Below are 25,333 nucleotides of genomic sequence, written 5' to 3' on the forward strand. Positions count from 1 at the left end.
AAAGGATATAGGAGAAGAGTATGAGGATACTGATAGTTATTGTCTTAGTGATGATTTTTGTAAAAGAAGATGCTTTAGCAGAAAATATGAAAGAGATTCAAAAACATAATGAAGAGATGATTTTTGATATAGGCTATAAACCCTTTGAACAAGCGCTAGAAGAATGTGAAAAGCATTTTGGGAAGAGCATCGAACTACCTTATAAGGTACCACCGATTCCGTTTACTTTTATGGTAGGGCGATGTAATGATTCGGATGGAGAAGTAAATGACAACTTTGAAGTCGATGTTACAAATTTTCAACAACCAAAAAATCATTATAATATTCAGATGAGGCAAATCAAACACGGGATTTCTATGATGAACCATAGACCAGAGAAGGTTTTCACGCTTGATAACGGCAATAAGGCAGAGTATTTCACAAAACCTTTGAATGGTGCGAATATGTTGGTTTTTGAGCGAGACGGATGGCAGTATATTTTATCAATAGACAAAAGAGTAATTGAAACGGTTCCTCCGGAAACATTGGTGGAAATTGCAAATGCGTTCAGATGAGATTGAGGAGCTGACCTATTCTAGGGAAGCTCTTTTTTTAGTTTTGTTTTCTCACTAACCGACCGGACGATGAGAGTGATGATGAACCAGAGAAAGCCTGAACCGATGAACATAAACCCTAACATGCCATAAAAAATACCGTCGATCCCGTGGTGAAGATGGCTAAGAAGGAATGTTCCAAAGCCAGCAGTCACAAGCACTGCGCCAACAAAATCAGCATACTTTCTCTCTCGAAGTTGCTTGAAGCTTTGAATGATAAGAAAAGCAATAAGACCGGTTCCGAAAATCAATAATATTATTTTTTCAATATCCATAGGTCACCTCTTTTCACCCCAAGAATATGGTAAGCTTTTACATGGAAATCTCTGAAAGGAGTTTATGTCGTGTTCAAAAACAAATGGTACATACTTTATTTCTTTATTTTGGCGATTGTATCTTGGTTTACGGCTGAGGTCGTAACGTTCATCATGTTAGGACTGATTCTGATTACGCTAGAGAACATTCATACAACACTTAAAAAAGCGTTCAATATGCGTGATGAAGATTAACTTCTGATGATGTGGCTGATTCTTTTTACATAATGGACGATAAGATATCCGATTGCGAACAGTAAAAACAAGAGTGAGCTGTACATGATGTATGGAAGTGTTGCTGGAAAGCGTTCTGTTAGGATGGCGAGTGAAAACATTGTCAGCAATAGGATGGATAAGACGTGCATCATTTTTGTAAACATCGAAATCTCCTCCGAATGATTGATAGTTCTATTTTACACGAAATGGAAAATGAATCTACATCAAAAGTTGTAGATTTGTTCAATCAGAGGAAGGTGTTGCCAATGGAAGTATTGCGCTATGATGAAATCAGACTTAGATGACAAGGGAGAGAAGACGATGAGTAAATACATATGTACGACGTGTGGGGTTCAATATCCTGAAAGTGATTACGCGCCAAAGAGCTGCTCGATTTGTAATGAGGAGCGGCAGTATGTCAATCCTGATGGGCAGGAATGGACGACGCTCGGTGAGATGAAGGAAAGCGGAAGATATGAGAATTCGATAGTAAAAGAGGAAGAAGGACTGTACAGCATCAAGACGACACCACAGTTCGGAATTGGTCAGACAGCTTATCTTGTGCAGAAAAACGGGTTCAATATTTTGTGGGATTGTATGACATACTTAGATGGAAAAACGATTGAGCAGATCAAAGAGCTCGGCGGCATTGATGCGATTGCGATGTCCCATCCGCATTATTATTCAACGATTGCGCACTGGGCAGAAACATTTGATGCTCCGGTATATATCCATGGAGATGATAAAGAGTGGGTGATGGAGCCGAGTGAGCGGATCGAGTTTTGGTCAGGGGAGCAGTTAGAGCTTGAAGCGGGCATCACGTTGCACCGATTGGGTGGTCACTTTGCTGGAGGTGCTGTGTTGCACTGGTCTGGCGGCAAGGAAGGACAAGGCATCTTGTTGACGGGTGACATCATCCAGGTCGTTGCCGACCAAGAGTGGGTGAGCTTCATGTACAGCTATCCTAACCTTATTCCATTGCCAGCAAGCAAAGTAGCGGACATCGCTTGCCGCGTCGAGCCTTTGTCGTTTGACCGCGTCTACAACGCTTTCCATAAGATCGTCCGGGAGAATGCAAACGAAGCCGTGCAACGATCAGCGAAGCGCTACATCGACGCCCTCGAAGGCAGGCTTTTCAATACTTAACGGTACCAGGTACCGTTTTCAATCCCCTGTGGCGCAAGAGTTCATTGGAAGTGCCAGGCACCATTCTCAACCCGTTGTGGCTCAAGGGTTTCTGAATGGTGCCTGGCACTGTTTTCAATCCCTTGGGACACAAGGGTTCTTTCATAGTACCTGGCACGCTACCTCTACCTAACTAACTCCAGTATCCAACTTTTGAGGTCGACGAGGCGGTTGGTAGCTGGGCGGACGTCGGTTCCGGTGACGATCATCGGTGTGATCGAGTCATCTCGATGGAGGGAGCCGTGGCTAGCTCCACCCGGATGTGTCGGAGAGTGTTCGGTAGCGAACTCAAACCCCGGCTTCGCGTCCAAAATCAGATAGCGACCTTCATGGGAATGAAGAGCACCGTTCAACCTTGACAAGGCATCGGGATAATCCCCGCAACGAATCGTCCTATCATCCTCGATAAAGAGATCCAGCACCGTAGCATCTCCGTCCAAGCTCCACGATTTCCCGTACTCATCCACCAGATCTCCTCCAGGCTGGAACTGCATGCGTTTCGTTCCAGAAACCACATGATTCACGTCATCTTCTTTCCAGGCAATCCACCCAATCCGGTCATCTGTACTCACCATTGAAAAGACATCTTTATACGCGAGACTGTCATCCATCAAATAAACATACGCCATCCGTTCATTCAATGCGAAGACGAGTTGATCATCGGCAGCAGGGCGCTTCGTTCCGACATCCACCTGGTAATGGTCGGTAAGAGAAGCGAGCCGAATCAATGAATCCTCATCTTTATCCTTCACGCGTGCTTGACCGCTGTCTCCGAGCACAATCCACACCGCCTGCTCTTTCGCTTCCTCCCACGATCCGTATGCATCTAACAATTTCCCAATCTCTTTGTCGACTTGCTCTACGCCTTTCAAATCCATCCGTCCTTTTTTATGGACAGACTTATCGAGGTCAGACATATACACGAGCGAAAAGGCGGGCATCTTATCCTTCAAAATCAAATGCTTCATTTCTTGGATCGCAAATGAATCATTCATCCCGAACGCTTGCCAAGCGGTCCCTTTCATCTGGTTCTTCGGATTGTAGCGGGACAAGCTCCCGAGCACAAACAGTTCAGGTCCTTTAATCTCCAGGTTTTTCGGTAAAAAGTTCAAACCGGAAATCGCCCTCGGGACGGTCAAGTGCTGTTCAACATCTCCACGGAAGATCATCCCGTTGATGGAAGCGGACGAAAGACCATCCTTATAAAGGGCTTCATGGACCGTCTCTACTTTTTCGCTTAAATGATCGTGATTCATCTGATAGACACCGTCAAAAAGAACTTTCTTCGTACCGAGGCGCATGATTTCTCCTCGTGCACTTCCGTAATTGATGACCCGTTGTTCTGCCTCATCGTACCAGACCAGTCCTGGCAAGCGATGTTCATCCGAATACGTCCCGGTCAACAAGGTGCTGTCGATCGTGACGGACATCGTAGGATACGAGCTGACCATCTCAGGATAATACAGTCCTTTTTCCATTAAAAACTGGAGGGCGGGAGCGCGGCCTTCCGAAATGGCTGCTCGCAGAGGTTCATCCATCAAGGAATCCACGATAAGCAACACGACAGGCTTTGAAACTTTTAGCGTCGAACGGTCTTCCAACCCCTTCGCGTCGGTGGCAAAACCAAACCAATACAATGCGATCAACAATAGTAAAAGTACAATGAAAACTGCTAACATTTTTCGCATCACCTTAAATCATCCTCTGAAATGTAAACTCCTGGTTAGTATGTGGGGTGGAGGTTCAATTTAAACAGGCTGTCTAGGTGTCTGTGGAATTATTGCGCAGATGGACCGGGTTGGACATATGATGATGGTGAATTGAATTCTAACGGAGAGGTGTCAAGCATGTTCAAAAAGAAAAAGCCGAAGCCGAAAGGGTCATGGGGAAGCCCTTACGAGATGGAGACGGAACAGTACCAGATGGATGAATCGATGTCCTACCATATGCAAGAAGAGATGCCTTACCATATGGAAGGCATGCCGATGCCCTATCATATGGAAGGGCAGAGTCCTTTTGATTGGGGTGGGCCGAACCCGCATCACATGGGCGGTCACAACCCGCACTACATGGGATATATGCCGTACCAAATGGAAAAAGATATGCACCACCATTCTCACCACCATCACTTGAAGCATGAAACGTTGATGAAGGTCGACAAGTGGGTGGATTACGGCATGAAGGAAGCGAAGAAAACGTCTTACAAGCATGCCATGACAGAAGTGGCGGCGATCAGTTACCTGCTAGGGAAGGGTGTCCCTCCCCAAATGGCGTACAAAATGGTCGAGTCGTGGGAGACGAACGAGAAATTTTACTAGGGGACGGGAAGGATACTGTTTGAACCTGAACAGTGTCCTTTTTAACTGTCAAGAAACCTTCACAGAACCACCGCGATATCACCTTGTTCGTTTATGAATTTTTTTATACGGTTAAAATGAACCTAATTATACCGATTGAAAGGACGTACATATATGAAAAAATTCAAGTTATTTCTACCGATGTTTGTATTAATGCTTGTCCTGGCTGCTTGTGGGGATCAAGGAAATCACGACGGTCATTCAGAAGACGAAAGTCATGGCGAGCATGGAGAAGATATGGGCGGTTCCATGGAAGCTCTTGAAGTGAAGCTTGATGGACCGGAAGAAGTGAAGCAAGGGGATTCCGTCACGTTCAAAGCGATGGTCACACAAGGGGAAGAACATGTTGCCGATGCAGATGAAGTGATGTTCGAGATCTGGAAAGAGGGCGCGAAGGACGAAAGCAAGATGATCGAAGCGAGCAACGAGGGGGGAGGCATGTACTCGATCGAAACGACGTTCGATGAAGAAGGGACGTTCTTCGTACAGTCCCATGTCACCGCCCGAAGCATGCATACAATGCCGAAACAGCAAGTAACCGTGACGAAATCGGAATAAACTGTCACTGCTTTGTACCATTCGGGACTTGAATCGACCTTCATCACCTATGTACAATGGCAGTAGTGGAGTTAGAGAGGAGCTTTACTTTGAAAAAAATACTTTCTATACTTAGCATCCTTTTTGTCCTCACGCTCCTTTCCGCTTGCGGACAAAATATGGACAAGCCGGATGATTACGATTTTGAAGTACAATCCTTTACTTATACGAACCAGGATGGCGAATCGGTCAGTCTGGAAGATTTGAAAGGCAAGGTATGGATTGCCGATTTCATTTTCACAAATTGTGAAACGGTCTGCCCGCCGATGACGAATCACATGGCGAGCCTTCAGGAGAACATGAAGAAGGAAGGTCTTGAGAACGTTGAGATCGTTTCGTTCAGTGTCGACCCAGGCGTAGATTCACCCGAAGTGTTGAAGGAATTCGGTCAGAAGTTCGATGCTGACTTCTCCAACTGGCATTTCTTGACGGGCTATGAGCAGTCTGAGATTGAAGCGTTCGCAAAAGATAGCTTCAAGACGATTGTGCAGAAACCGAAAGACGATGACCAGGTCACACACGGGACGGCGTTCTATCTCGTCGATCAGGAAGGCATTGTCCGTACACGTTACGACGGGGTGAACCGTTCGAACGAAGATGACGAAGAGGTCATCAACGATATTAAAGCACTTCAACAATAAGTGCGAAATGAGAAGGTGTTACTATGTGGGATCAAATCACAACCAACTTCAGCTTCAGCCAGTTGTGGAGCCCGATTTTCCTAGCGGGAACCCTCATTGTCATATTGCTATACATCCTATATACGGGACCATGGCGGCATAAGATTGCTGGTGCAGAACCTGTTGATTGGAAAAAGAAAACCTCCTTTGTGGCAGGAGCGCTGACGTTCTACGTCGGATTCGGAGGTCCGCTTTATCTGATCTCCCACTTGATGTTCAGCATCCACATGGTGCAAATGTCAGTCTGTTTCTTATTGGTGCCGCCGTTGCTGTTGTACGGGACACCGGGATGGATGCTTCGTCCATTCGTGAAACATGGCGGGTTCTTGCGACCGTTGGCGTTCTTGACGAAGCCGCTTGTGGCGTTGGTGCTGTTCAACATGATGTTCTCGTTCTACCATTTCCCGATCGTTTTTGATTACTTAATGACGAACTACGTGGAACATATCCTGTTCCTCGCGGTGTTGTTCGTTGCCGCGGTCATCATGTGGTGGCCGATGATCTGTCCGATTCCGGAATGGGATACGATGTCCGGTTTGAAAAAAGTCGCGTACATCTTCGGGAACGGGGTCTTGCTGACGCCAGCATGTGCGCTGATCATCTTCTCAGACTCCATGTTGTATGAAACATACAGCAACCCGGCGACATGGTCGTATGCTTTGGGGCTTTGCTTGCAGCTGGGTGGACCGGTTTCACCAGAGTTGTACAGCCAGTTCGTGCCGATGGCACCGCTTGAAGATCAGAAGCTTGGCGGTATCATCATGAAGGTCATGCAGGAGATCATCTATGGATCTGTCCTAGGCTACGTGTTCTTCCAATGGGTGCGCACAGAACGCTCGAAGGACGACGAAGAGATCAACCGCCTGCTATCTGCAACACGACCAGCAACACGGTTGGAATAAAGAAGAAGAAGTGATTTCGGTGCCAGGTACCGTTTTGAACTCCTTGTGCAACAAGGGTTCCTAAACAGTACCTGGCACTTCCATTTGGCACTTCCATTTGAGAGAGGATGTTGGAGATGTATACGATTCGGGCTGAGCAGCCGTCTGATGTTGAGAAGATTAGAGAAGTGAACGATTCGGCTTTCGAGCAGGAGAACGAAGGCAAGTTGATCGCGAAACTCCGCGAGTCGGAGGCGTTTGTTGAAGAGTTGTCTCTTGTAGCAGAGACAGAGCAACAAGAGATCATCGGGCATATTCTTTTCAGCCGCATCAGGATTGAGACAGAGAGCGGGATGGTGGATTCACATTCACTGGCACTCGCTCCAATGGCGGTCAAACCCGAGAGTCAGAACAAGGGAATCGGCTCTGCGCTTGTACGTGAAGGATTGAAGAGAGCTGAGGAAATTGGCTACGAGTCGGTCGTTGTGCTCGGTCATCCGACGTACTACCCTAAGTTCGGATTCATCCCGGCAAGTGAAAAAGGCATCAAACCGCCGTTTGATGTTTCCGATGAAGTGTTTATGGTGTTGGAGCTTGATCCAGGAGCGTTGGATGAAGTGGAAGGCACCGTCCGCTACCCGGATGCTTTTTTGGAAGTTTAGAATAAGGAAAGGAGTGAGTGGATCACTCTTTTTTTACATTATAGGTAGTAAGATAGGACCGAATAGCCGAACCTAACCTCTTTTTGGCAAGACAAATCTCAAAAATCGAGAAACACGATAAATGAGAGTACTAATTTAGAGTGATTTCTTCCTTTTTCGCATCACAATAACCCCAACAACAGCTCCACCTAACAAAATCAGCCAGAAAATAGCCGGGAACACCCGATTTTGCACGAGATCCTTATGCAAAAGACCGTTGAACTGAATATATTCTGGTGAGAGGATGACAGAATGCTTCACTGAGACCATCCCTTGAGAACCGCCTACGGATGTCAAAAACCCGGTAAGTTCATTTTCCTCCAAAAACAATAAGAAACGTCCCTCATTCTTTTGGAAATTTTCCATAGAGGGTACATCATACATTTCAATGCCAGCTGTGATCACTTTCGGAATGTCTTCCCCTTTGATCACCTTCTCCACCTCGAATGGATATCCGCGAAAAACGAAATTTGATACGGGCTCTTTGTCCAGTTGTAATTTCCCTAAAACGATCACATCTGCTTTTTCAAAAATTTCTTCAGGTGACAACTGCTCTCGTGTAGACGTTTGACCTTCCACAGTTACAAAAAGCAAAAGTATACAGGCAAGGAACAGAATTCTGTACATGAGCCCCCCTCCTCGAATTGTTATCTACACCTTCGTTACATACATCTGAATTCCTTTTCTCCTATAATAAGTTTCTTTTTCAAAGTTTCAGGGAATCTTGTAAGCACTGCTGATTGATAAACGAAGGGAGCAATATGTATGATGGATTCGGTTCTAGATAAAGTCAAAACAAGCCGTAAAGCGAGGCAAGCCCAAAACGATGTGAAGCCATGGATCCGGTGGTTCGCGCGATTCGGCTATTTCTCAAAAGGATCGGTATATATCCTCATAGGTGTCTTATCCATGCTGGCCGCCGCAGGTGTCGGTGGTAAAACGACGGATTCATCTGGTGCATTTGCTTCAGTTGCAAGCAAACCATTCGGGGAAGTTCTTCTCTGGATCGTAGGTGTAGGACTCATCGGATACGTTTGTTGGCGCTTGATCCAGACATTCTGGGACCCAGAAAATAAAGGAAATAGCTTGAAAGGTATCGGAGCAAGGATTGGATATCTCATCAGTGGCATCATCTACGGTGGTTTGGCGCTTAAAGCATTTAAAGTGGCGATGCATGCTGGAAGCTCGGGGGATTCCAAACAGACTTGGACGGCAAAATTGATGAGTCAGCCCTTCGGCGTATGGATGGTCGGTATCATCGGTGTCATCATCATCGGTTTCGGTGTAAAGCAGATGATTAGAGGCTACCGTGAGGAATTTACGAAAAGGTTCAAAACGAGTGAAATGAGCTCACACGAATTAAGAGTAGGGAAGAAAATCGGTAAGATCGGTTTGATTGCCCGAGGCATCACGTTTGCCATCATCGGCTATTTCCTCATTCAAACGGCATTGACGACTGATACCGATAAAGTGATTGGACTGGATGGCGCACTTGCGAAAATCGCCCAGCAACCGTTCGGGCAATTCATGCTTGGAGCAGTTGCCATCGGACTCTTCCTCTATGGAGTCTTCCAGCTCCTCAAAGGGAAAAACCGTCATATGGGACTTTACTAAACGGAAACGGCTCGTGGTTACGAGTCGTTTTTTTAATGGAGAATAAGCCCAAACTGCGAATTCATTATGGTAAAATTAGGATAATGAAGTTTCAAAGGTGGTAGGTAAATGAACAACTCTAAAAAGGTAGGAATTCTACTTTACCCAAGATTCAGTGAGTATGAATTGTCGGTCCTTCTTTCTGTTATTAAGCAAGGTGGGAAACAGCCGATTTATATTGGATTAAATCATGAGGTTGTTATAGGAGAAGCTGGATTACCTTGTGTACCTGAAACGACCATTAGAGAGGTTGACGTTCAAACACTTGATGGTGTCGTTCTACCTGGAGTGGATGATTTTGAACACTTAGTTGACCACAACGTTTTGTCTGACTTTTTAAGAAAGATAGATAATCAAAAGAGAATTATAGCTGCCATCTCCAGTGCACCGTATTTGTTGTCTATGAGTGGCATACTGGGTGATAAAAAATATACTACTGGATTAACAAGGGAACAAAGAGAGTTTCTGGGCACGTTTGATGGAACGAACTATGTCGATTTGCCAGTAGTTGTAGATGATTATATCGTTACCGCAAGAGGGTCAGCTTTCATAGATTTTGCCTTTAAGTTCGGAGACTTATTACATCTTCAATATAACAAGGCCTGGTATGAATTAAAATCATAATCAAACGAGTAAACAAGGAGATAGAGATGCACATACATAAGAAAGGATTACGTATTGCAATAGGATTTTTCATAGGATGGACCATTGCGAGCTTTTTCATGTTCGAGGAAATCAGATGGGAAAACATCATGATTGGTTTGATTGGTGCTTTGTTCATACTCATGATTAGTTTATTCAGATTTGATAGGAACTAAGAAGTTAGGTAAGGAAAAAGAGAAATAGGTATGTTGCTTAGAAGATTTTTCACTTTAAATGACAACAACTAGGAGAGAATTTTATGTGGAAATTCTTAATCATTCTATTATTTGCATTACCCATCATCGGACTTTACTTTTCAATAAAGAAATCTCAATCTGAACAAAGGCCAGGGTTTCATCAATTCTCAATGGATGAATTGGATGAAAAAGTTCGCAAACGGTTTTTAATGATGATGAAGGTAAACAAATACTTCTTGAACGATGAGAAACAATTATCATGCTTTATGTTTTCTTATGAAATGACACCTTATATTTTCATTGGGAAGAAGCATACAGACAACAAAGCAATTATGATACATAAAGGGGAGTCCCAATTCTTTAAAGGGATCACACTCCATTATTCATATACAGAAGAAACTCAGAAAGAACCTTTAATAATCGGGGACAAATCCTTTACATACACCATTGTAAGGGCCGACAATTGCATGCTTAACGGAGACAATATAGAGGTACAATTAAAAGAAGTCATATAATGGTGCGGCTCAAAAACAAGATTAAAAATGGTATAATAAGCAGGAAAAGAGAAGGGAGGAGTGAATATGGAGAATACGTTAAACCAAATCCTAAGTGAAATCAAAGGCATGAAAACGGATATAAGTGATATGAAAACAGAAATCTCTGGAATGAAAACAGACATCTGTGATATAAAAACAGATATTTGTGGTATGAAAACAGACATCAGTGGCATGAAAACAGATAATTCTGGTATGAAAACAGACATCAGTGATATGAAAACAGATATTTCTGATATGAAAACAGACATCAGCGACTTGAAGCAAGGCCAACGAAGGTTAGAAGAAAGCCAAGAAAAGATGCAAAAGAATATTATCGAGAGTTTAGGTGGATTCACGGATAGAATTATGGATCATGTTGATGACAAAACGGGAGCTTTAAACAAAAGAGTGTACAAAGTTGAATCCGATATTGAAAGGTTAAGCAGACAGTAATGGACTACACGAGACCAGAACTGGCTGCTTATTTATTTTATCCAACGTTCGTCCTATTCTTCGTAAAATGATAGATTCCCAATACCAAGCACACCATACTGAACGCCCAGGTTACACCCGATACCCCGAGTTGAAGTGATATCTCTTCAGATGCCATTGGATGTGTCACATCATATTGAAAAATCTCTACCATAAACCGGCCAGCAAGAGACAGTAACAATAGGGATAAAATAGTCAAAGCAAACCCTGCGTGATGTTTTTTCTGTCTGAGCCAGAAAAGAATTGTGAAGAAGAACGTTATCCCTATAACAATCGTCATTCCTCCTGAAATCATAGAAAGTGCTTCTTGTTCTAACGGCATGCCTTACAACTCCTCAAACTTGATTTTTACTTAATTTAAATGAATCACCCAAAATTCCCGATCCATCATTACAAGGTCATATGGGGATTGGATATCCTTCCATTTAACTTGTTTCTTACTGTTTATTGCTCGATGCTCATCTCCACTAACACACGTAAAAATCTCAACAATTCCACTGTCATGAAGTGCTTCATCTAAATAGCAATAAAGAATATGAAGACATTTTTCCTCATTAGGATGTCCGGTTTCTGAACCTTTCAAGGGCATGAAGTTATGGCTTGTGTCTACTTGATATTCAAAACTGAAATGAGGACTGAAAGAAATCCTCTTCTTTGACCTGTTTTCAATATTATCTTCAAAGTACAAATGTGTGAAATCCAGTTCATTACGAAAAACATTTGGTCGTTCAAGTGATACGGGAGTTAACCCGTATGAGCCTACAGGTAGTTTAATAGGTGAGGCAATATACCAATATTGGGTCATCCCTTGTAATCCTTTCTATCCTAAATCAAATCCTTCAACTTTCGCATTCGGACACCGTTTAAACAGCTCTCCTACAAACCGTTCTTTCTGTTTCGGCGAGATTTTGACGCTTCCCATCCATCCGGATTTGTATGAGATATCAATGGCATCCTTAGAAGTTAGGATTCTGTATCCGACTATAATCTGACTTGTTGGCGCAATTCTAGTAATCTCTTCATATGGAATTTTGCTTCGAATCGGCCCACTTATAACAAGTAGATGGTTGTCCAATAAGGTGTAAGAGGTGGAAAACATAAGCCAGAGCAAGGAACCGATGACGCCGATCACGATGGATAGAGAAACAATTATTTCGATAGCTGTGAGGCTCTCTTCCAAAAAAAGAGGAATGAGAAAGACGCCTAGAATCATAATGATTGTCCCACCGATTATGGATAGAAACGTCCCGTCATACTTTGTCTCGAATCTCATAATCTCCCTCCTAATCCTTCAGTCTCATTATATGAAAAATATTCCAGTAGGGGAAGGGACTTTATTGTTTTGAGAACCACCACTACAGACTTATTCACCCTATATGTGAAAACGGACACCATTAAAAAAGAACTAGATTTCTGCAATTCTGTTATTACATAACTTGAGTGGGTACACCTAAACCATACGAAGCTTAAGGAGGGAATTCAGAATGGAAGGTGTAAAAGAAGAAGTCGAGCAGGTGTCGTTGCCTCGAATTGGATCGACTGCTCCTGACTTTTCAGCAAATACGACTCAAGGGGAGATTCGATTATCGGATTATAAAGGAAAATGGGTGGTGATGTTCTCTCACCCAGCTGACTTTACTCCAGTATGTACAACAGAGTTTGTCGCGTTCCAAGAAATCTTTAGTGAATTAGAAGATTTGAACACGGAACTAATTGGTCTAAGTGTAGACAGTATTTCTTCTCACCTTGCATGGATACGGAACATTGAAAAGAATTTTAATACGTCAATTGAATTTCCAGTAATAGCAGATCTTGATCGCAATGTTTCAACGAAGTACGGAATGATCATGCCGGAAGAAAGCTCCACCGAAACGACAAGAGCTGTATTTGTCATAGACCCCGAACAGACAGTGAAATCCATCATCTATTATCCATTAACCACTGGTCGGAATATGCAAGAAATTCTTCGGCTGGTCAAGGCGCTTCAAAAAACCGAAGAGGAAAAGGTACCTACCCCTGCAAATTGGCAGCCAGGTGAAAATGTTCTTGTCCCGCCACCGAAAACGCAGCAAGAGGCTGAAGAAAGATCACAGGATGATAGCCTGGAATGCATCGATTGGTATCTTTGTAAAAAGAAAGCCGAATAAATATATGAAGCATGTCGTTCGAAAGAGCGACATGTTTTTTTATCTTTTAATGCAATACATGCTTATCAAACACGCACCAAATAGTTCTCTTTTTCAAAAAAATGAATAGGTTTATGATGGGAGATTTTTAGATAAAAGGAGGCTGCCGATGAATTATTATGACAACTGCGATCAACTGGCATGGCAGGCTATAAAATACGATATGCTTTCCAACTATTACAAATACTGCGATCCGCAAAAACACATCTACTACTATAAAAAACATCTGGCGTGTATGCAGAGATGGGTCATGTATGAGCGGGGAGAAGGCAATGGGATGGGTATGGGCAATGCTATGGGCAATGGCATGGGAATGGGCATGCCGAACAGCATGGGCATGGGAAGTATGGGGAATATGGGTATGGCGAAGGTCCGGGTCCTTCACGCGTCACCGGATGCCCCTGCCGTGGATGTGTACGTGAATGGCCAACAAATCCTGGAGAACATCTCCTATCAACAGAAGAGCGAGTATATAAGCGTACCTGGAGGTCAATATCAGATTGAAATCTATCCCGCTGGTAAAATGAATCAACCCGTGCTCAGCCAGATGGTGATGGTGGAACCTGGCAAGATGTACACGGTCGCTGCAGCAGACACATTGGAAAACCTGCGCTTGATTGCTGTGTTAGACAGTGACAACGTTTCACCTGGTCAATCCAAAGTTAGGGTCTGGCACTTATCTCCGAATGCCCCGGCTGTCGATATCGCAGTCAAAGGTGGGGACGTACTTTTCCGAAATGTCCCATTCGGAAAGGCGACTCGCTATCTGACGTTACCACCGACCACGTCAGACTTAGAAGTTCGTATCGCTGGTACCGAGCAACCGGTGTTGACCATTCCGGAAGTGACGCTTGAGCCGAATCAAGTCTATACGGCAACGGCGGTCGGTTTGGCGGGAGAAGATCCTCCGCTTGAAGCCGTCTTCTTACAACCATAAACAAGAAAACAGGCAGATGAGCTTAACGGGTTCTGATACCTGTCACAAAACCGTAATTTACTTAAGAAATTGCATATGGAAATGCATAGATAATTTCACTGTATTTCATATCGTATAAGATAAAAAATAAGCCGAACTTTCAATCCATTACGGATCGATGTGCGGCTATTATTTTATTCCAGTTTTTTAAACTAAAGCGCTCGATAATTAATGAAGAATGACTAATTCATAAATCTAACGGACATTGAGGACCTTATTTCTATAACTTATTCATTTTCACTAAACTTAACGGACATATGATACCTTATTTGGTTCAAAATCATCAAAAACAATATACTTTTTAAAAAATAGCGCATCTGATGTCCGTTTGCACACCGAAATTGGCGTTTTTGTCACACATAACGGATCTGATGTCCGTTAAACCCTATCTCCCACCTTCAACAATCCTGTCCTTTTGTTGAATAACAATAAGTTTAAAATCTTGATTACCTACCGCATTCTAACAAAAACAATTAATAGTAAAATGCAGGTCAATTTGCAAACATACAGGGGATTCTGTAAGGTTACAAATTGTTCTATTTGAGCAATAATCCTTATTTATCAACAAAAATAGTGCCTCAAATTGCTATGCAATTCGGGGCACATTTTAGTCAACATATTTATTGTTTGTGATAGATAACCGAACCGGTTAAGATGAGCTGCCTGTTTTTTTACATATGAGTAAGGATATTAATCAGTTTGTCGAATGGGTCCCGGACGAAGAACCGTCGCACGCCCCAAGGTTCTTCTACAGGTCCATATTCTATTTCAAAACCTGCTTCCTTCATGACCCGATACGCCTCATCCAAATCGTCAACTTCAATCGACAGATCCGGTGTCGGTGTGCCTGAACCACCCTGCGATGCAAAGCTCACTTGAACTTTTGATGTTCCCTCTGATCCATATGTGACCATCCAACCATGGTTCATCAACTCTTCAAGTCCGAGAACATCCTGATAAAAGCGTTTCGCCTTCTCGATTTCAGTGGTATCAATATTTGAGACAATCCTTAATACTTTCATATCCAATCTCACTCCCATAACTTCAAGATTTTCATTCATCAGCTATGATGTTTCGGTCTCTTAAAATGTCATAGGTAATGTTCGTAGCAGTCGTACCAGATGAACTGACGTTGGTGACGAAGATATATGCTCCCTTCTCGTTCTCAACGAAACCGACGAACCATCCTAGTCCGTAGTCCGACAAACGAGTCCCGGTTTTTCCGTATACGATGTAATCGTCGTTTTCTTTATGAATCATCATCCGTTTGACGGTTTTCATACTTTTTTCAGAGAAAGGGAGGTCCTCTTCAAATAGCTTTTCCATAAAATCGGCTTGTGCAAGTGGTGTGATTTCCAGTGTATTATCGAGCCAGAATCGGTCGATACCTCCTGAGAGATCTTGATTACCATAAGAAAGATCGTTCACCCATGTTTGCATCCGCTCATGCCCGATTTCTCTCGCCATCTCCTGGTAATACCAGATGACAGAGTATCGTATGCCAGAACCAAGAGTGTGATCATCATTCCAGATGTCAAATTCCCGTTCAACACCATCCCAACGTTTCACATCATACTCATCTCGGACGACTCCTACCTCTAAGCCAATTAATGCGTTTGGCACTTTAAAGGTCGATTCTGGTGTGAAAGAGGCATTCGCCCGTTCAGGGTTATAGACGTAGGTCTTGTCTCGCTTGAGATCCTTTAGAATGAAAGTTCCTTCATGTTCACCGAATGCGTCACTAACATCAATCTCTTTCATTTTCCCATTTCCATGTTTCTCACCATCCGCATTTGTACCTACTGACCATCCCACCATACTAAAAAGTAAAAAGGTTACTGTAAACCAGATTATTTTCTTCATGAGAATCGCCTCCTTTACTCATCTTAAACGTTGGTAAAGAGATGAGGAAAAGGCAAAATCCCTATTTTATAAATAGTGTGAATGTCTTATTTTCCCTTATTGATTAATACCATCTCATCAATGCACATACACTTAGAAACGTTCACAACTTATCATCCAAGGGGAGGACTCACATGCCTTTTTTCGGTTGGCTGCTACTTGTTTTCGGCTTGCTGATGTTATTCGGCTATATCTATGACAAGCGGGCAAAACGAAGAATTGACGAGAGAAAACTGAACGAGAACCTCAAAAACAACAGAGCCTACTACAATAAGGACAGAAACGATTTTAACAACTTCTTCTAGATGGGAAAAAGAGCGATTACGAATGTCAGTAATCGCTCTACTTTAGTTATTTCACTACTGAAGCCTCGAGGTTCCACTCGAACCATCTTCCGTGTCCGTCGGTTTTTCCGATCGTGTTGGTGTATTCTTTTCCATCCAAGTAAAAATCAAGGTGCAGCTCACGGTCCCACATGTTGTTGTACAAATGGAAGACGTCCCGTGTCTGCCCGAGTGTTTTGATTGTAGACGACAGCTCATGCTTCAGCTCTTCAGGGATTTGGTTGGCGACATGGGTGTGGAAGATGCAGATCGGTGTATCTTCCGGAAGGGTTTCCACGATTTCAGGCAACAACCTGACACCGTCGCCTTCGATCAATTTCGCCGGTTCCTCGTTGAATCGTTTAGCCGCTTTTTCAAACAATTCGAGACGCTCTCCATGCTCCGGCCAGATGAGTGACTTCAGCCACAGGAAATCGTCCTCATCACTCAGGTCACTGATATGGAGATCCAATCCGATTTTCGAAGCGACGGGAGGACTCTCTTTTTGGAAAGTCGGTGTATGCGCACTTCTGATTTCGGATGTGATATGTACAGGTGAATACGGGTCACCATACACTTCGTCTGTACCATAGGAATATTGATACTTGTCCCATAAAAGCTGCAAGCCAGCACTGGACCCGATTTCAATGAGCGAAAGGGGCTTCTGGACTTTATTGTGGATATAGCAGAATATCGGATAAAGGTACGCACACCGGCGGACCTCATTCGTCTGCACGAGTCTGGTTTGTAAAATTGGAAGGATCTCTTCACGATGCATCAGACAGAAGTCCTTGAAATGGTCAAACGCTTCCTCAGGTGCTTTAGGATCATCTGTTACGCTCGGGTAATAAGCGCGTAATGGATGATCTTTTCCTTTTAACAGTAGATAGTGGACGGCACCTAAGAACAGGTTCGGCACTGGCTGACCTTCTTGTGCGTGTGTACATATTTCTAGCAAATCGTCATCTTCTGCAATCTGGTAGGATAAGTGCTCATATAAATCACTCGATCCACTGCATTCCAGTTTTGCGAAGTTGATAAATCGTTCGGATAATTGGGTTGTATTCATGATAGACCTCCTCGTTTGCACTCGTTTTTTCCACACGTTCTACTTTACACATTCCCCTCACAATCTCCTTCCCAGAAAAAGTGAACGAGCAGGAGATCCTGCTCGTTCGCCACAAATTTTCCAGTAATATTACCGGTCCGTAATGTTTAAATCCCATCAGAACGGTGAAAAAGGAAACTACAGCTGTAGGAAAAAGTCTAAAACGAAAGAGGACAAGCGTATGTTTCAAATGGTGATAGATTTGATAAAAGAATATGGTGTTTGGGGATTACTGTTAAGTGTCGCATTGGAAGCCTCATCTGTACCTTTCCCAGGAGGGCTGGTTACGCTGACCTTCGGTTATTTCCTGGATCCGTCATGGACGAAGCTATTCACATACTCGTTAATGGCAAGTGCCGTGTACACGTTGTTCAGCTTCATCCCTTATGGAATCGGGCATAAGCTTGAGGACAAGTTGAAGGAAAAGACAAACACGAACAAGATTGAAAAAGCACAGCGTTGGTTCAAGAAATGTGGAAGCTGGAGCATAGCCTTAACGCGACCGCTTGGACTCGGAAACTATGTGTCTTACATTGCCGGCGTCAGTAAGGTGAACGTATGGAAGTTCGGGATCCTCACCTTCATTGGAATCTTTCCGTGGACGATGACGATGCTCTGGTTGGGAAGTACAGGAAACTTGAAATCCATCAAAGGGTTTCTCGATGAAATTCAACTATATGGGTTCGTCGCACTTGGACTGGCTGTACTGATCTATTTTGTGTACAGACAGCGGAAAGCCCATCAGACAGGATAAAAAAAGATTGACCTCGATACCATTCGAGGTCAATCTTTTTGTTGTCGTATGACAGAGAAGATATTCAGTTCCAGCTGTCGCGAAATGCGTTGAAGCAATTCACCACCCGCAGTACTGTTCCCTTTTTCATTGATGGCGGGACCAATGATGCCGATACCGTACCGACCTGGGACGGAACCGACGATGCAGCCACTGACGCCACTTTTGACGGGGAATCCGACTTCGACAGCGTACTTTCCAGCTTCATTATACATACCCGATGTCATCATGATCGCTTCAATCGTATTGATGTGATGCATTGGAATGAGTTGCTTCCCGGTTCTGAGGCAAAGGCCGCCATTCGCGAAAAACACGCCGATCTTCGCAATATCGGTCGTCGTTACCTCGATGGAGTTGATCCGGAAGTACAGGTCCAGTGATTCCTCGATATCGTGAGCAATCGCTCCGGTACTTTTCATGAAGTAGGCAAGGGAACGGTTTCGATCTCCCTTCCGCTTCTCCGATTCGTACACTTCTTGGTTCATTTTCAAGGAATTGTTATGCGTGATTTGTCTCAAGCGTTTGAGCACACGGTTGAATCTTTCGTCCGTGTCCTTTCCTTTGATCATCGCTGCAACGGCAATTGCACCTGCATTGACCATCGGATTGAATGGTTTACTTACGTCATGGGACTCGAGGTGGCTGATGGAGTTGTAAAAGTCGCCCATCGGTTCCATGCCGACATTCTGAAAGACTTCTTCCTTCCCAAAGTCATCGAGTGCCATCATCAGACTCACGATTTTGGAAGCACTCTGGAGCGTGAAGCGTAGATCCGTGTCACCCGCAGAGTAGACCTGATCGTTCATGTCGATGATGCACACCCCGAGTTTGTTCTGATCTACCGCATCTTGCCCCGGTATATCTTTCACGACTTCTCCTTCTCGTGAATAAGGCTTGCATTCCGTCACAAGTTCATCCAGAAACTCATTCGTCAATTTCTTCATATGTTAACACCCCAATCGAATTGCACTCCTAAACAGTAGCTTTCCACTTCCTAGGGAATTTGAAACTAAGATGGTGCCAGGTACCGATGGGAATCCGTTGCAGGGCAACGGTTCTCGATCGGTACCTGGCACTGTTTCAGTTTTCCAGTAATTTTTGTATTTTGCTAGGAATTCGACACCCATGTACAGAAGTATTGTAGGCGCAGAAAAAGAGGTGTGGAACATGAAAGATTACAAGGCTCCTGTTTGGCTTGCGGTACTTGTATTTGTAGTTGTTTACACAGCAGATTGGTACGTGAACCAAGTCAATCGAGCGGACTTCAATGAAGTGGTTGCACAATATGTATCCAATGATGCAATCATCCATCAGGAGACTTTCGAACAATACGGATTTGTGACGTACTCCAAGGGGGATGAGCTGTATCTTGTCAGTTTTGAAAGAAAACTCGGTTTATGGAACCTCTTAAGAGGTACTGAAATAAAAGATGATGGGTGGGGCTTTTTCACTGTTGGACCGGAATGGTTCTATACGGGTATTGTAATTGAGCCTGATGTTGAAGAGATTCTCATTGGTGAACAGCCAGCTCAATTTTATAATAGCGAAGGGAATTTCAAATATTTTATCCACCTTGAACCCAACGGCTACAACTATCCCATCAAAGCTGTGAAAGAAGACGGATCTACCTACTGGATCAAGGAAAAATAGGATGGAGGATTAGAGATGAAGACCGAAACCATACATAATACGGAAGATGTGCTGAAGATGCTCGACTCGATGCTGCGTGACGAGGCAGCATTTTGGGATTCATTTTACGAAGATCGGAAGAAGGAGATCCCATTCTTCGTCAATGTGCCGGATGAGAACCTCGTCGAGTATTTCGAAAAAGGATGGGCAAAACCGGGACGCGTGCTAGAGTTAGGATGTGGTCCTGGTCGCAACTCGGTCTACTTCGCAGAGCAAGGGTGTGAGGTGGATGCAATCGACTTATCGATAGAAGCGCTCCAATGGGCGAAGGAAAGAGCGGACGAAAAGCAGGTCCAGATCAACTTCATGAACGGAAGCCTCTATGAGCTGGAAGTGGAGGAAGCCAGTTATGATATCATTTATGATTCCGGCTGTTTCCATCACATTCCGCCTCACCGTCGGATGACGTTTGTGAACCTCATCCAGAGAGCGTTGAAGCCAGGCGGTCTTTTTGTCATCACCTGTTTTGCGGCAGGGGACATGGGCTCAGAAATCTCGGACTGGGAAGTGTATCGTCAAGGCAGCATGAAGGGCGGGCTCGGGTATACCGATGAGAAGCTGAAGGAGATCTTCAATGCTTTCAAACCAGTGGAGATGCGAAAAATGAAAGACATTCAACAGCCCGCGGACACGTTCGGCGTTCCGTTTTTATGGGTCGGATTGTTCCAGAAAGAGGATGAAGCATGAGATGAAGATTCGCCAGATCAAGGAGTCTGATGCCAAAGCATTCCTTAAGCTTCTTAAACAATTGGATGGCGAGACCGAGTTCATGCTTTTTGAAGACGGAGAGCGGACAACGACGATCAATGAGCAAGCTTCCAAGATTAAATCCATTACCCATGACCCGCATTCGACCATTTTTGTCGTTGAAAAAGAAGCCCGACTCATCGGATTCCTCGGAGCGATGGGAAATGCGCAAAACCGAAGGCGTCATAGCATTCATATTGCAATCGGGATCTTACAACAGTGGGTCGGACAGGGCATCGGCAGAAAGCTTTTTGAGGAAGTGGAACGATGGGCGAAGCAAAATGGAATGCATCGACTCGAGTTGACGGTGATGGTCCATAACGAAGCAGGGATCGCATTATATAATAAAGCAGGCTATGAAATTGAAGGGGTCAAGCGTCATTCCATGCAAGTGAATGGTACTTACATTGATGAATATTACATGGCGAAACTGATTTAAAGGTGGAGAGAGCATGACGGTCAACTATAAAATATGGACATTTTGTATGATTCAGGACGGAGACAAGATCTTGCTGATCGACCGACAGAAAGAAGTATTCAAAGGTTTCATTCCGCCTGGAGGCAGTGTGGAATTCCCAGAGTCCATCATGGACTGTGCCATACGTGAAGTGAAGGAAGAAACTGGACTGACGGTGCGCAACCTGGAGTTCAAAGGGCTGAATGAATACGTGAATCCTACGACGAATGCTCGTTATATGATCTTCAATTACTTGACGAAAGACTTTGAAGGCGAACTGCTGGAGAATCCACCGGAAGGGAAACTTTACTGGGTGCCGATTGATGAAGCCCTTCAACTTCCGATGCAAAAGTCGTTCAAGCGGAGGTTCCCGCTGTTTTTTGAAGATGGGACCTTTGAAATACATGTCGTCTGGGACAACGTGCAGAACGAGGAAGAAGAGGTGACGATTAATCGAACATGAATGATAGGTTGGTTTACCATATGGAATACATAGATTTGATTTTGTTAGGGTTAGTGGCATTCGTTTTATGGTATTGGTTCAAGAGGAGAGAGGACGAGGAGCGACATTTGGGATGGAAGCTCGTTGGCTATTATTTGCTGGGCATTTTTACGTTCAAATTCAATGGGTTCCCTATTCCTTTAGGGCTTGTAATATTCCTTCTATTATTAAAACCTACCATCAATCAAAAAGTAAAATCCTACGCCGTTTATACAGGGTTGGCGGTTGTGATTCTTTCCATCACGATTCCTTACGCTCAAGAGAAATTTTACGAGTTTCCGCGTGAGGTCGAGGCGAAAGGACCAAACAGCATCTATGATTTTCAGTTTCAGGATAACTGGAAAAAGCTAAAGGAAGAGTTCAATATCAATTTTGCCATAATCGAGATGATTGATCTAAAGTATACAAAGGATGGGCACATCGAATATTTCCGTTTTCAGGCGGAAGATCATAGTAATGGTATTGACCAGGTTCGTTACTTCATCGAATTGGAAGGCTCCGAGGAATGGCATGTGCAGCGATCTCGTTCAGAGTATGAACAACCTCCTCATTGGCAGGAAGAACAAGAAAAGCTGACAGTCAACCAATTTTTCCGTATGTTGGATGAGGTGGACTTGAGGGAAATGCAACCTGGTGAATCTTCTAAGAGGTTTCATGTGACGGCTCATTATTTGACCAAGTCCTATTATGCTGTGAAAGAAAACGAAAAGTATGGGGTAACGGGAAGTGAAGTTTTTGAAATCACGAATGATCAACTCCCAGTCTATGGATATACAGTCGATATGTGTGGCTATTCTGGAAAAGTGGAAGATTGTACAACCTATGCCAATTACCTATTTGAACCCGTTTTGAATGCAAAAGACGATGCCCATGAATGATCAAATGAAAATCCACATCATCGGTTCGGTCGGCAGTGGGAAGACTATCTTCGCGAGGAAATTGTCCTCGGTGATGGGCATTCCTTTTTACGAGATTGATAATGTCGTGTGGGATCGCTCGGGAACAGAGGATGTTCGTCATCCGGAAAAAGAGCGGAACCGCCAGTTCGCTGAATTGATTTCCAAAGAGGAATGGATCATTGAAGGTGCACAATATGGGTGGACGAGCGAAGGCTTCCGAAGAGCGGACCTGATCATCATGCTGTATCCGCATCTCTGGATCCGGAACTACCGCATATTAAGGCGTTACGTCCGGTTCAAGCTGGGCTATGAACAATTGAATTACAAGCATGAGTTCCGGCATCTGTTCAAGTTGTATAAATGGAACTACAAGTTTGAATATCGAGGCAAAGACGATCTGCTGGAGCAGTTCGCCTCATACGAACAGAAACTTGTCATTTTAAAAAACAACAAAGAGATTGAAAGGTTCCTAGATGAAACTAGGAATAGAAAGGAATAATTAAGTTGTCATTATCATTGATTTTTCTATTGGGTGTTGTCATTATTTTCTTCCTTCTTACTCGAAGGAAACAGATGTATCAAACGGCTGGATTTAACAATCGGCTCACCAAATGGATGGCTTCTCAAAAGTGGTTTCGGAGCCCATGGTTGAGCGGGGGATTGGTGTTCTTGATGAATGCATTATATTTCGGATTAACGATACTCATTCTCTATCTACTCATGTTGATTCACATCCCATATATCCACTTGATAGTCATGCTAAGTGCGGTCATCGTCAGCATCCTTTCATGGGTGACAGTAGGAAGTTCTTATGAAGGAACTAAACGTAGCCGTTATAAGTTGGGAACTTTGGGTAGTAGCTTTTATCTCATTATGTTTCTTATTTTCCTTTACATGTACATAAATATTGAGCCCTCTTATCCAGGTGAGGATACCTTTATGGCTGCCATCGGACTCATCATGGCGATGATTGTCACGGTTGTTGCGACAATTATTTGTTTTGTATGCGTGTCTTTCAGGAGAGAGTAGAAATGAAAAAATCTATACTATGCATCTTCTTGTTTGCCCTTTTGTCCGGTTGCAATAATGAAAAAGTATTAGAGCCAGATACTGCGATGAATGCTGCCACATTGATGAAGCACCGAATGAATATTGAAAACTATGAAGCGTTTAAACAGTTGTTCCATGAAGCATCCAAAGGGGAAGTCACAATGGAAGAGTTTGATGAACTTGGTAAGTTGACAACTGCAAGTACCGATTTTCGAGAGCATATGCTTGTCACTTTTACCAATGGGGAAATGCTGCTTGTAGAATTCGCTCCAAAACTGGAAGACGATGAACATTACCAAATTGTTGATGTGAAACCTGTACCTGATGACGTGAAGGCGTTTTTTGAAAGATGATGAAGGTGGAGCTTGTTGAGTTAAGTGAGAGAAAACAGACGACAAATCCATAACAATAAAAAGGGATTCCCTTCCAATTAAGCGAAATAGAATTCAGATGAAACCAATCGTTAGGAGATGAAGGAATGCGAGACGAAAGACTTGTTCAATTAGCAAAAACACTTGTCAATCATTCAGTGGAATTAAAGGAAAATGAAAAGGTTTTGATATCAGGCAGTGTCATCGCCAAGCCGTTGATGAAAGAAATCATCCGTGAGGTATATCGGATCGGTGGCTTGCCCTTCTTGGATTTGAAAGACGACGAGTTGTTGGTGGAGATTGTAAAAGATTCCACAGAACGTACGGCGGAAATCCAAAAGGGATGGATGGAACGAAAACTTGAAGACCTTGATGCCTTCATCTTTGTCCGTGTGAATGAGAACGATGCGGAAATGTCGGGCGTACCTTCTGAAATCCTCCAGCAGTATGGAAAAGTCATTCGTAGTGTGAACACCCGTATCATGAACGAACGGAAGTGGGTGCTGTTGAACTATCCGACACCTGCAGCGGCTCAAAAAGCGAAGATGGGTACAGAACAGTATGAAGATTATCTGCTGGAAGTATGCAGTGTCGATTACGAGAAGATGGCGGAAAAACAGAAGCCACTTGTGGAATTGATGGAACGAACCGACCGAGTCCGACTTGTTGCACCGAACACAGATTTGTCGTTCTCCATTAAAGATATCCCAGTGGTTGCAAGCCATGGGAAACGAAACATTCCAGATGGTGAGATTTTCACATCACCGGTAAAAGACAGCGTAAACGGAACGATTACATTCAACACGCCTTGTCCATATCGCGGTGTAACGTTCAACAATGTTTCCCTTACGTTCAAAGACGGTAAAATCATTGAGGCGACGAGTGACAACACGGAAAAATTGAACGAAATCCTCGATTCAGACGAAGGAGCTCGATATATAGGTGAGTTCGCAATCGGACTCAATCCACTCATCAATAATCCAGTCGGAGACATCTTGTTTGATGAGAAGATCAATGGAAGTATCCACTTTACACCAGGGCAAGCGTACGAAAGTGCGGACAACGGCAACCGCTCCATGGTCCACTGGGATATGGTATTGATCATGAAGGAAGCCTTCGGTGGCGGAGAAATCTACTTCGATGATCAACTGATTCAGAAGAACGGCATCTTCCAACCAGCGGAGCTGCAAGGATTGAACCCAGAACAACTGGTGAAAAAGGAAGAAAAAGTACAGGTTTGATAGAAGGTGGAATGAAAATCGAGTATGAACGGAAAAGTTTGTACT

At 43.7% G+C, this 25,333-nt stretch carries 37 protein-coding genes; 26 read left to right on the forward strand and 11 right to left on the reverse strand.

Translation table 11 applies throughout. The annotated features are described in order from the left end of the window. The first annotated feature begins 20 nt into the window (after positions 1 to 20). Positions 21 to 554 carry a hypothetical protein gene (locus ACSVDE_RS02630; protein WP_439299410.1) on the forward strand — a complete coding sequence of 178 codons (534 nt, stop codon included), beginning with the start codon at positions 21 to 23 and terminating at the stop codon, positions 552 to 554. Positions 555 to 574: 20 nt separating this feature from the next. Here ACSVDE_RS02630 and ACSVDE_RS02635 read toward each other — a convergent pair whose 3' ends face one another. Next, complete coding sequence (locus tag ACSVDE_RS02635; protein WP_439299411.1) at positions 575 to 868, reverse strand: hypothetical protein; 294 nt, start codon at positions 866 to 868, stop codon at positions 575 to 577. 69 nt (positions 869 to 937) lie between these two features. On the opposite strand from ACSVDE_RS02635, the gene ACSVDE_RS02640 reads away from it, so the two are divergent. Beyond that, positions 938 to 1,102: a hypothetical protein gene (locus ACSVDE_RS02640; RefSeq protein ID WP_439299412.1), complete on the forward strand. Its 165-nt coding sequence runs from the start codon at positions 938 to 940 to the stop codon at positions 1,100 to 1,102. Here ACSVDE_RS02640 and ACSVDE_RS02645 read toward each other — a convergent pair. Then, the gene (locus tag ACSVDE_RS02645; RefSeq protein WP_439299413.1) at positions 1,099 to 1,287 is read right to left on the reverse strand and encodes a hypothetical protein; all 189 of its coding nucleotides are present in this window, start codon (positions 1,285 to 1,287) and stop codon (positions 1,099 to 1,101) included. The genes ACSVDE_RS02640 and ACSVDE_RS02645 overlap by 4 nt on opposite strands. A gap of 157 nt (positions 1,288 to 1,444) precedes the next feature. Between ACSVDE_RS02645 and ACSVDE_RS02650 the strand changes: the two genes are divergently transcribed. Next, positions 1,445 to 2,269, forward strand: coding sequence for an MBL fold metallo-hydrolase (locus tag ACSVDE_RS02650; RefSeq protein WP_439299414.1), 825 nt, complete (start codon positions 1,445 to 1,447; stop codon positions 2,267 to 2,269). A 164-nt stretch (positions 2,270 to 2,433) separates the two neighbouring features. Here ACSVDE_RS02650 and ACSVDE_RS02655 read toward each other — a convergent pair whose 3' ends face one another. Further along, complete coding sequence (locus ACSVDE_RS02655; protein WP_439299415.1) at positions 2,434 to 3,987, reverse strand: alkaline phosphatase family protein; 1,554 nt, start codon at positions 3,985 to 3,987, stop codon at positions 2,434 to 2,436. Between the two features lie 168 nt (positions 3,988 to 4,155). Between ACSVDE_RS02655 and ACSVDE_RS02660 the strand changes: the two genes are divergently transcribed. From ACSVDE_RS02660 to ACSVDE_RS02680, 5 genes are all read left to right on the forward strand, one after another. Further along, positions 4,156 to 4,626 carry a hypothetical protein gene (locus tag ACSVDE_RS02660; RefSeq protein ID WP_439299416.1) on the forward strand — a complete coding sequence of 157 codons (471 nt, stop codon included), beginning with the start codon at positions 4,156 to 4,158 and terminating at the stop codon, positions 4,624 to 4,626. 153 nt (positions 4,627 to 4,779) lie between these two features. Continuing rightward, positions 4,780 to 5,223 carry a FixH family protein gene (locus ACSVDE_RS02665; protein ID WP_439299417.1) on the forward strand — a complete coding sequence of 148 codons (444 nt, stop codon included), beginning with the start codon at positions 4,780 to 4,782 and terminating at the stop codon, positions 5,221 to 5,223. Between the two features lie 89 nt (positions 5,224 to 5,312). Continuing rightward, positions 5,313 to 5,903: an SCO family protein gene (locus ACSVDE_RS02670; RefSeq protein ID WP_439299418.1), complete on the forward strand. Its 591-nt coding sequence runs from the start codon at positions 5,313 to 5,315 to the stop codon at positions 5,901 to 5,903. A gap of 23 nt (positions 5,904 to 5,926) precedes the next feature. Then, positions 5,927 to 6,844, forward strand: a complete 918-nt coding sequence (gene ctaG / locus ACSVDE_RS02675) for a cytochrome c oxidase assembly factor CtaG (protein ID WP_439299419.1) — start codon at positions 5,927 to 5,929, stop codon at positions 6,842 to 6,844. A 116-nt stretch (positions 6,845 to 6,960) separates the two neighbouring features. Continuing rightward, a complete protein-coding gene (locus ACSVDE_RS02680) occupies positions 6,961 to 7,485 on the forward strand; it encodes a GNAT family N-acetyltransferase (RefSeq protein ID WP_439299420.1) in 525 nt (174 codons plus the stop codon). Positions 7,486 to 7,620: 135 nt separating this feature from the next. Here the strand turns inward: ACSVDE_RS02680 and ACSVDE_RS02685 are convergent, their stop codons facing one another. Next, positions 7,621 to 8,151: a hypothetical protein gene (locus ACSVDE_RS02685; RefSeq protein WP_439299421.1), complete on the reverse strand. Its 531-nt coding sequence runs from the start codon at positions 8,149 to 8,151 to the stop codon at positions 7,621 to 7,623. Between the two features lie 138 nt (positions 8,152 to 8,289). On the opposite strand from ACSVDE_RS02685, the gene ACSVDE_RS02690 reads away from it, so the two are divergent. The 5 genes from ACSVDE_RS02690 to ACSVDE_RS02710 all read left to right on the forward strand — a co-directional run bounded on the left by ACSVDE_RS02690 (position 8,290) and on the right by ACSVDE_RS02710 (position 11,005). Further along, complete coding sequence (locus ACSVDE_RS02690) at positions 8,290 to 9,138, forward strand: DUF1206 domain-containing protein (protein WP_439299422.1); 849 nt, start codon at positions 8,290 to 8,292, stop codon at positions 9,136 to 9,138. A 108-nt stretch (positions 9,139 to 9,246) separates the two neighbouring features. Then, positions 9,247 to 9,801 (forward strand): DJ-1/PfpI family protein, encoded by a 555-nt coding sequence (locus ACSVDE_RS02695; RefSeq protein ID WP_439299423.1) that lies wholly within the window; start codon positions 9,247 to 9,249, stop codon positions 9,799 to 9,801. Between the two features lie 26 nt (positions 9,802 to 9,827). Then, positions 9,828 to 9,995 (forward strand): hypothetical protein, encoded by a 168-nt coding sequence (locus tag ACSVDE_RS02700; protein WP_439299424.1) that lies wholly within the window; start codon positions 9,828 to 9,830, stop codon positions 9,993 to 9,995. 83 nt (positions 9,996 to 10,078) lie between these two features. Next, positions 10,079 to 10,531 (forward strand): hypothetical protein, encoded by a 453-nt coding sequence (locus tag ACSVDE_RS02705; RefSeq protein ID WP_439299425.1) that lies wholly within the window; start codon positions 10,079 to 10,081, stop codon positions 10,529 to 10,531. A gap of 66 nt (positions 10,532 to 10,597) precedes the next feature. Then, positions 10,598 to 11,005, forward strand: a complete 408-nt coding sequence (locus tag ACSVDE_RS02710; protein WP_439299426.1) for a hypothetical protein — start codon at positions 10,598 to 10,600, stop codon at positions 11,003 to 11,005. A 37-nt stretch (positions 11,006 to 11,042) separates the two neighbouring features. Here the strand turns inward: ACSVDE_RS02710 and ACSVDE_RS02715 are convergent, their stop codons facing one another. From ACSVDE_RS02715 to ACSVDE_RS02725, 3 genes are read right to left on the reverse strand one after another with little or no spacing between them, the layout of a single operon-like run. Next, positions 11,043 to 11,366, reverse strand: a complete 324-nt coding sequence (locus tag ACSVDE_RS02715) for a hypothetical protein (protein ID WP_439299427.1) — start codon at positions 11,364 to 11,366, stop codon at positions 11,043 to 11,045. Between the two features lie 30 nt (positions 11,367 to 11,396). Continuing rightward, positions 11,397 to 11,849: a hypothetical protein gene (locus ACSVDE_RS02720; protein WP_439299428.1), complete on the reverse strand. Its 453-nt coding sequence runs from the start codon at positions 11,847 to 11,849 to the stop codon at positions 11,397 to 11,399. Between the two features lie 15 nt (positions 11,850 to 11,864). After that, entirely contained in the window at positions 11,865 to 12,317 is a 453-nt protein-coding gene (locus ACSVDE_RS02725) for a PH domain-containing protein (protein ID WP_439299429.1), read from the reverse strand. Positions 12,318 to 12,528: 211 nt separating this feature from the next. Here ACSVDE_RS02725 and ACSVDE_RS02730 point away from each other — a divergent pair, with 211 nt between their 5' ends. Both ACSVDE_RS02730 and ACSVDE_RS02735 read left to right on the forward strand, forming a co-directional pair. Beyond that, positions 12,529 to 13,191, forward strand: a complete 663-nt coding sequence (locus ACSVDE_RS02730; protein ID WP_439299430.1) for a peroxiredoxin — start codon at positions 12,529 to 12,531, stop codon at positions 13,189 to 13,191. Between the two features lie 148 nt (positions 13,192 to 13,339). Beyond that, entirely contained in the window at positions 13,340 to 14,167 is an 828-nt protein-coding gene (locus ACSVDE_RS02735) for a DUF4397 domain-containing protein (RefSeq protein ID WP_439299431.1), read from the forward strand. A gap of 710 nt (positions 14,168 to 14,877) precedes the next feature. Here the strand turns inward: ACSVDE_RS02735 and ACSVDE_RS02740 are convergent. Both ACSVDE_RS02740 and blaOXA read right to left on the reverse strand, forming a co-directional pair. Further along, positions 14,878 to 15,228 (reverse strand): VOC family protein, encoded by a 351-nt coding sequence (locus ACSVDE_RS02740; protein WP_439299432.1) that lies wholly within the window; start codon positions 15,226 to 15,228, stop codon positions 14,878 to 14,880. A 31-nt stretch (positions 15,229 to 15,259) separates the two neighbouring features. Continuing rightward, positions 15,260 to 16,069 carry a class D beta-lactamase gene (gene blaOXA, locus ACSVDE_RS02745; RefSeq protein WP_439299433.1) on the reverse strand — a complete coding sequence of 270 codons (810 nt, stop codon included), beginning with the start codon at positions 16,067 to 16,069 and terminating at the stop codon, positions 15,260 to 15,262. Positions 16,070 to 16,242: 173 nt separating this feature from the next. On the opposite strand from blaOXA, the gene ACSVDE_RS02750 reads away from it, so the two are divergent. Further along, entirely contained in the window at positions 16,243 to 16,413 is a 171-nt protein-coding gene (locus ACSVDE_RS02750; RefSeq protein ID WP_439299434.1) for a hypothetical protein, read from the forward strand. 46 nt (positions 16,414 to 16,459) lie between these two features. On the opposite strand, the gene ACSVDE_RS02755 is transcribed toward ACSVDE_RS02750, so the two are convergent. After that, complete coding sequence (locus ACSVDE_RS02755; RefSeq protein WP_439301917.1) at positions 16,460 to 17,503, reverse strand: DUF2332 domain-containing protein; 1,044 nt, start codon at positions 17,501 to 17,503, stop codon at positions 16,460 to 16,462. 217 nt (positions 17,504 to 17,720) lie between these two features. Here ACSVDE_RS02755 and ACSVDE_RS02760 point away from each other — a divergent pair, with 217 nt between their 5' ends. Further along, positions 17,721 to 18,293, forward strand: a complete 573-nt coding sequence (locus tag ACSVDE_RS02760) for a DedA family protein (protein ID WP_439299435.1) — start codon at positions 17,721 to 17,723, stop codon at positions 18,291 to 18,293. A 29-nt stretch (positions 18,294 to 18,322) separates the two neighbouring features. Here ACSVDE_RS02760 and glsA read toward each other — a convergent pair whose 3' ends face one another. Then, a complete protein-coding gene (glsA, locus tag ACSVDE_RS02765; RefSeq protein ID WP_439299436.1) occupies positions 18,323 to 19,276 on the reverse strand; it encodes a glutaminase A in 954 nt (317 codons plus the stop codon). A 223-nt stretch (positions 19,277 to 19,499) separates the two neighbouring features. On the opposite strand from glsA, the gene ACSVDE_RS02770 reads away from it, so the two are divergent. The 9 genes from ACSVDE_RS02770 to ACSVDE_RS02810 all read left to right on the forward strand — a co-directional run bounded on the left by ACSVDE_RS02770 (position 19,500) and on the right by ACSVDE_RS02810 (position 25,288). Then, positions 19,500 to 19,982 carry a hypothetical protein gene (locus ACSVDE_RS02770; protein ID WP_439299437.1) on the forward strand — a complete coding sequence of 161 codons (483 nt, stop codon included), beginning with the start codon at positions 19,500 to 19,502 and terminating at the stop codon, positions 19,980 to 19,982. 15 nt (positions 19,983 to 19,997) lie between these two features. Further along, positions 19,998 to 20,708: a class I SAM-dependent methyltransferase gene (locus tag ACSVDE_RS02775; RefSeq protein WP_439299438.1), complete on the forward strand. Its 711-nt coding sequence runs from the start codon at positions 19,998 to 20,000 to the stop codon at positions 20,706 to 20,708. 1 nt (position 20,709) lies between these two features. Next, a complete protein-coding gene (locus ACSVDE_RS02780; RefSeq protein ID WP_439299439.1) occupies positions 20,710 to 21,207 on the forward strand; it encodes a GNAT family N-acetyltransferase in 498 nt (165 codons plus the stop codon). A gap of 13 nt (positions 21,208 to 21,220) precedes the next feature. Then, on the forward strand, positions 21,221 to 21,688 hold the full coding sequence (locus ACSVDE_RS02785; RefSeq protein ID WP_439299440.1) for an 8-oxo-dGTP diphosphatase: 468 nt from the start codon (positions 21,221 to 21,223) through the stop codon (positions 21,686 to 21,688). 20 nt (positions 21,689 to 21,708) lie between these two features. After that, entirely contained in the window at positions 21,709 to 22,605 is an 897-nt protein-coding gene (locus ACSVDE_RS02790) for a hypothetical protein (RefSeq protein WP_439299441.1), read from the forward strand. After that, positions 22,598 to 23,125 carry a DNA topology modulation protein FlaR gene (locus tag ACSVDE_RS02795; protein ID WP_439299442.1) on the forward strand — a complete coding sequence of 176 codons (528 nt, stop codon included), beginning with the start codon at positions 22,598 to 22,600 and terminating at the stop codon, positions 23,123 to 23,125. Before ACSVDE_RS02790 ends, ACSVDE_RS02795 begins: the two co-directional genes overlap by 8 nt. A 5-nt stretch (positions 23,126 to 23,130) precedes the next feature. Next, complete coding sequence (locus ACSVDE_RS02800; RefSeq protein ID WP_439299443.1) at positions 23,131 to 23,655, forward strand: hypothetical protein; 525 nt, start codon at positions 23,131 to 23,133, stop codon at positions 23,653 to 23,655. Between the two features lie 2 nt (positions 23,656 to 23,657). Continuing rightward, entirely contained in the window at positions 23,658 to 24,029 is a 372-nt protein-coding gene (locus ACSVDE_RS02805; RefSeq protein WP_439299444.1) for a hypothetical protein, read from the forward strand. A gap of 125 nt (positions 24,030 to 24,154) precedes the next feature. Continuing rightward, on the forward strand, positions 24,155 to 25,288 hold the full coding sequence (locus ACSVDE_RS02810) for an aminopeptidase (RefSeq protein ID WP_439299445.1): 1,134 nt from the start codon (positions 24,155 to 24,157) through the stop codon (positions 25,286 to 25,288). Positions 25,289 to 25,333: the final 45 nt, after the last annotated feature.

Origin of the sequence: Pseudalkalibacillus sp. Hm43 (assembly GCF_051842935.1) — a bacterium.
Taxonomy (GTDB): Bacteria; Bacillota; Bacilli; order Bacillales; family Fictibacillaceae; genus Pseudalkalibacillus.

Bases quoted from the DNA above. Each gene is read 5' to 3' on its own strand.
- ACSVDE_RS02630 (WP_439299410.1), top strand. From the start codon at position 21: ATGAGGATACTGATAGTTATTGTCTTAGTGATGATTTTTGTAAAAGAA.
- ACSVDE_RS02635 (WP_439299411.1), bottom strand. From the start codon at position 868: ATGGATATTGAAAAAATAATATTATTGATTTTCGGAACCGGTCTTATT.
- ACSVDE_RS02645 (WP_439299413.1), bottom strand. From the start codon at position 1,287: ATGTTTACAAAAATGATGCACGTCTTATCCATCCTATTGCTGACAATG.
- ACSVDE_RS02650 (WP_439299414.1), top strand. From the start codon at position 1,445: ATGAGTAAATACATATGTACGACGTGTGGGGTTCAATATCCTGAAAGT.
- ACSVDE_RS02655 (WP_439299415.1), bottom strand. From the start codon at position 3,987: ATGTTAGCAGTTTTCATTGTACTTTTACTATTGTTGATCGCATTGTAT.
- ACSVDE_RS02660 (WP_439299416.1), top strand. From the start codon at position 4,156: ATGTTCAAAAAGAAAAAGCCGAAGCCGAAAGGGTCATGGGGAAGCCCT.
- ACSVDE_RS02665 (WP_439299417.1), top strand. From the start codon at position 4,780: ATGAAAAAATTCAAGTTATTTCTACCGATGTTTGTATTAATGCTTGTC.
- ctaG (WP_439299419.1), top strand. From the start codon at position 5,927: ATGTGGGATCAAATCACAACCAACTTCAGCTTCAGCCAGTTGTGGAGC.
- ACSVDE_RS02680 (WP_439299420.1), top strand. From the start codon at position 6,961: ATGTATACGATTCGGGCTGAGCAGCCGTCTGATGTTGAGAAGATTAGA.
- ACSVDE_RS02685 (WP_439299421.1), bottom strand. From the start codon at position 8,151: ATGTACAGAATTCTGTTCCTTGCCTGTATACTTTTGCTTTTTGTAACT.
- ACSVDE_RS02690 (WP_439299422.1), top strand. From the start codon at position 8,290: ATGATGGATTCGGTTCTAGATAAAGTCAAAACAAGCCGTAAAGCGAGG.
- ACSVDE_RS02695 (WP_439299423.1), top strand. From the start codon at position 9,247: ATGAACAACTCTAAAAAGGTAGGAATTCTACTTTACCCAAGATTCAGT.
- ACSVDE_RS02700 (WP_439299424.1), top strand. From the start codon at position 9,828: ATGCACATACATAAGAAAGGATTACGTATTGCAATAGGATTTTTCATA.
- ACSVDE_RS02705 (WP_439299425.1), top strand. From the start codon at position 10,079: ATGTGGAAATTCTTAATCATTCTATTATTTGCATTACCCATCATCGGA.
- ACSVDE_RS02710 (WP_439299426.1), top strand. From the start codon at position 10,598: ATGGAGAATACGTTAAACCAAATCCTAAGTGAAATCAAAGGCATGAAA.
- ACSVDE_RS02715 (WP_439299427.1), bottom strand. From the start codon at position 11,366: ATGCCGTTAGAACAAGAAGCACTTTCTATGATTTCAGGAGGAATGACG.
- ACSVDE_RS02720 (WP_439299428.1), bottom strand. From the start codon at position 11,849: ATGACCCAATATTGGTATATTGCCTCACCTATTAAACTACCTGTAGGC.
- ACSVDE_RS02725 (WP_439299429.1), bottom strand. From the start codon at position 12,317: ATGAGATTCGAGACAAAGTATGACGGGACGTTTCTATCCATAATCGGT.
- ACSVDE_RS02730 (WP_439299430.1), top strand. From the start codon at position 12,529: ATGGAAGGTGTAAAAGAAGAAGTCGAGCAGGTGTCGTTGCCTCGAATT.
- ACSVDE_RS02735 (WP_439299431.1), top strand. From the start codon at position 13,340: ATGAATTATTATGACAACTGCGATCAACTGGCATGGCAGGCTATAAAA.
- ACSVDE_RS02740 (WP_439299432.1), bottom strand. From the start codon at position 15,228: ATGAAAGTATTAAGGATTGTCTCAAATATTGATACCACTGAAATCGAG.
- blaOXA (WP_439299433.1), bottom strand. From the start codon at position 16,069: ATGAAGAAAATAATCTGGTTTACAGTAACCTTTTTACTTTTTAGTATG.
- ACSVDE_RS02750 (WP_439299434.1), top strand. From the start codon at position 16,243: ATGCCTTTTTTCGGTTGGCTGCTACTTGTTTTCGGCTTGCTGATGTTA.
- ACSVDE_RS02760 (WP_439299435.1), top strand. From the start codon at position 17,721: ATGTTTCAAATGGTGATAGATTTGATAAAAGAATATGGTGTTTGGGGA.
- glsA (WP_439299436.1), bottom strand. From the start codon at position 19,276: ATGAAGAAATTGACGAATGAGTTTCTGGATGAACTTGTGACGGAATGC.
- ACSVDE_RS02770 (WP_439299437.1), top strand. From the start codon at position 19,500: ATGAAAGATTACAAGGCTCCTGTTTGGCTTGCGGTACTTGTATTTGTA.
- ACSVDE_RS02775 (WP_439299438.1), top strand. From the start codon at position 19,998: ATGAAGACCGAAACCATACATAATACGGAAGATGTGCTGAAGATGCTC.
- ACSVDE_RS02780 (WP_439299439.1), top strand. From the start codon at position 20,710: ATGAAGATTCGCCAGATCAAGGAGTCTGATGCCAAAGCATTCCTTAAG.
- ACSVDE_RS02785 (WP_439299440.1), top strand. From the start codon at position 21,221: ATGACGGTCAACTATAAAATATGGACATTTTGTATGATTCAGGACGGA.
- ACSVDE_RS02790 (WP_439299441.1), top strand. From the start codon at position 21,709: ATGGAATACATAGATTTGATTTTGTTAGGGTTAGTGGCATTCGTTTTA.
- ACSVDE_RS02795 (WP_439299442.1), top strand. From the start codon at position 22,598: ATGAATGATCAAATGAAAATCCACATCATCGGTTCGGTCGGCAGTGGG.
- ACSVDE_RS02805 (WP_439299444.1), top strand. From the start codon at position 23,658: ATGAAAAAATCTATACTATGCATCTTCTTGTTTGCCCTTTTGTCCGGT.
- ACSVDE_RS02810 (WP_439299445.1), top strand. From the start codon at position 24,155: ATGCGAGACGAAAGACTTGTTCAATTAGCAAAAACACTTGTCAATCAT.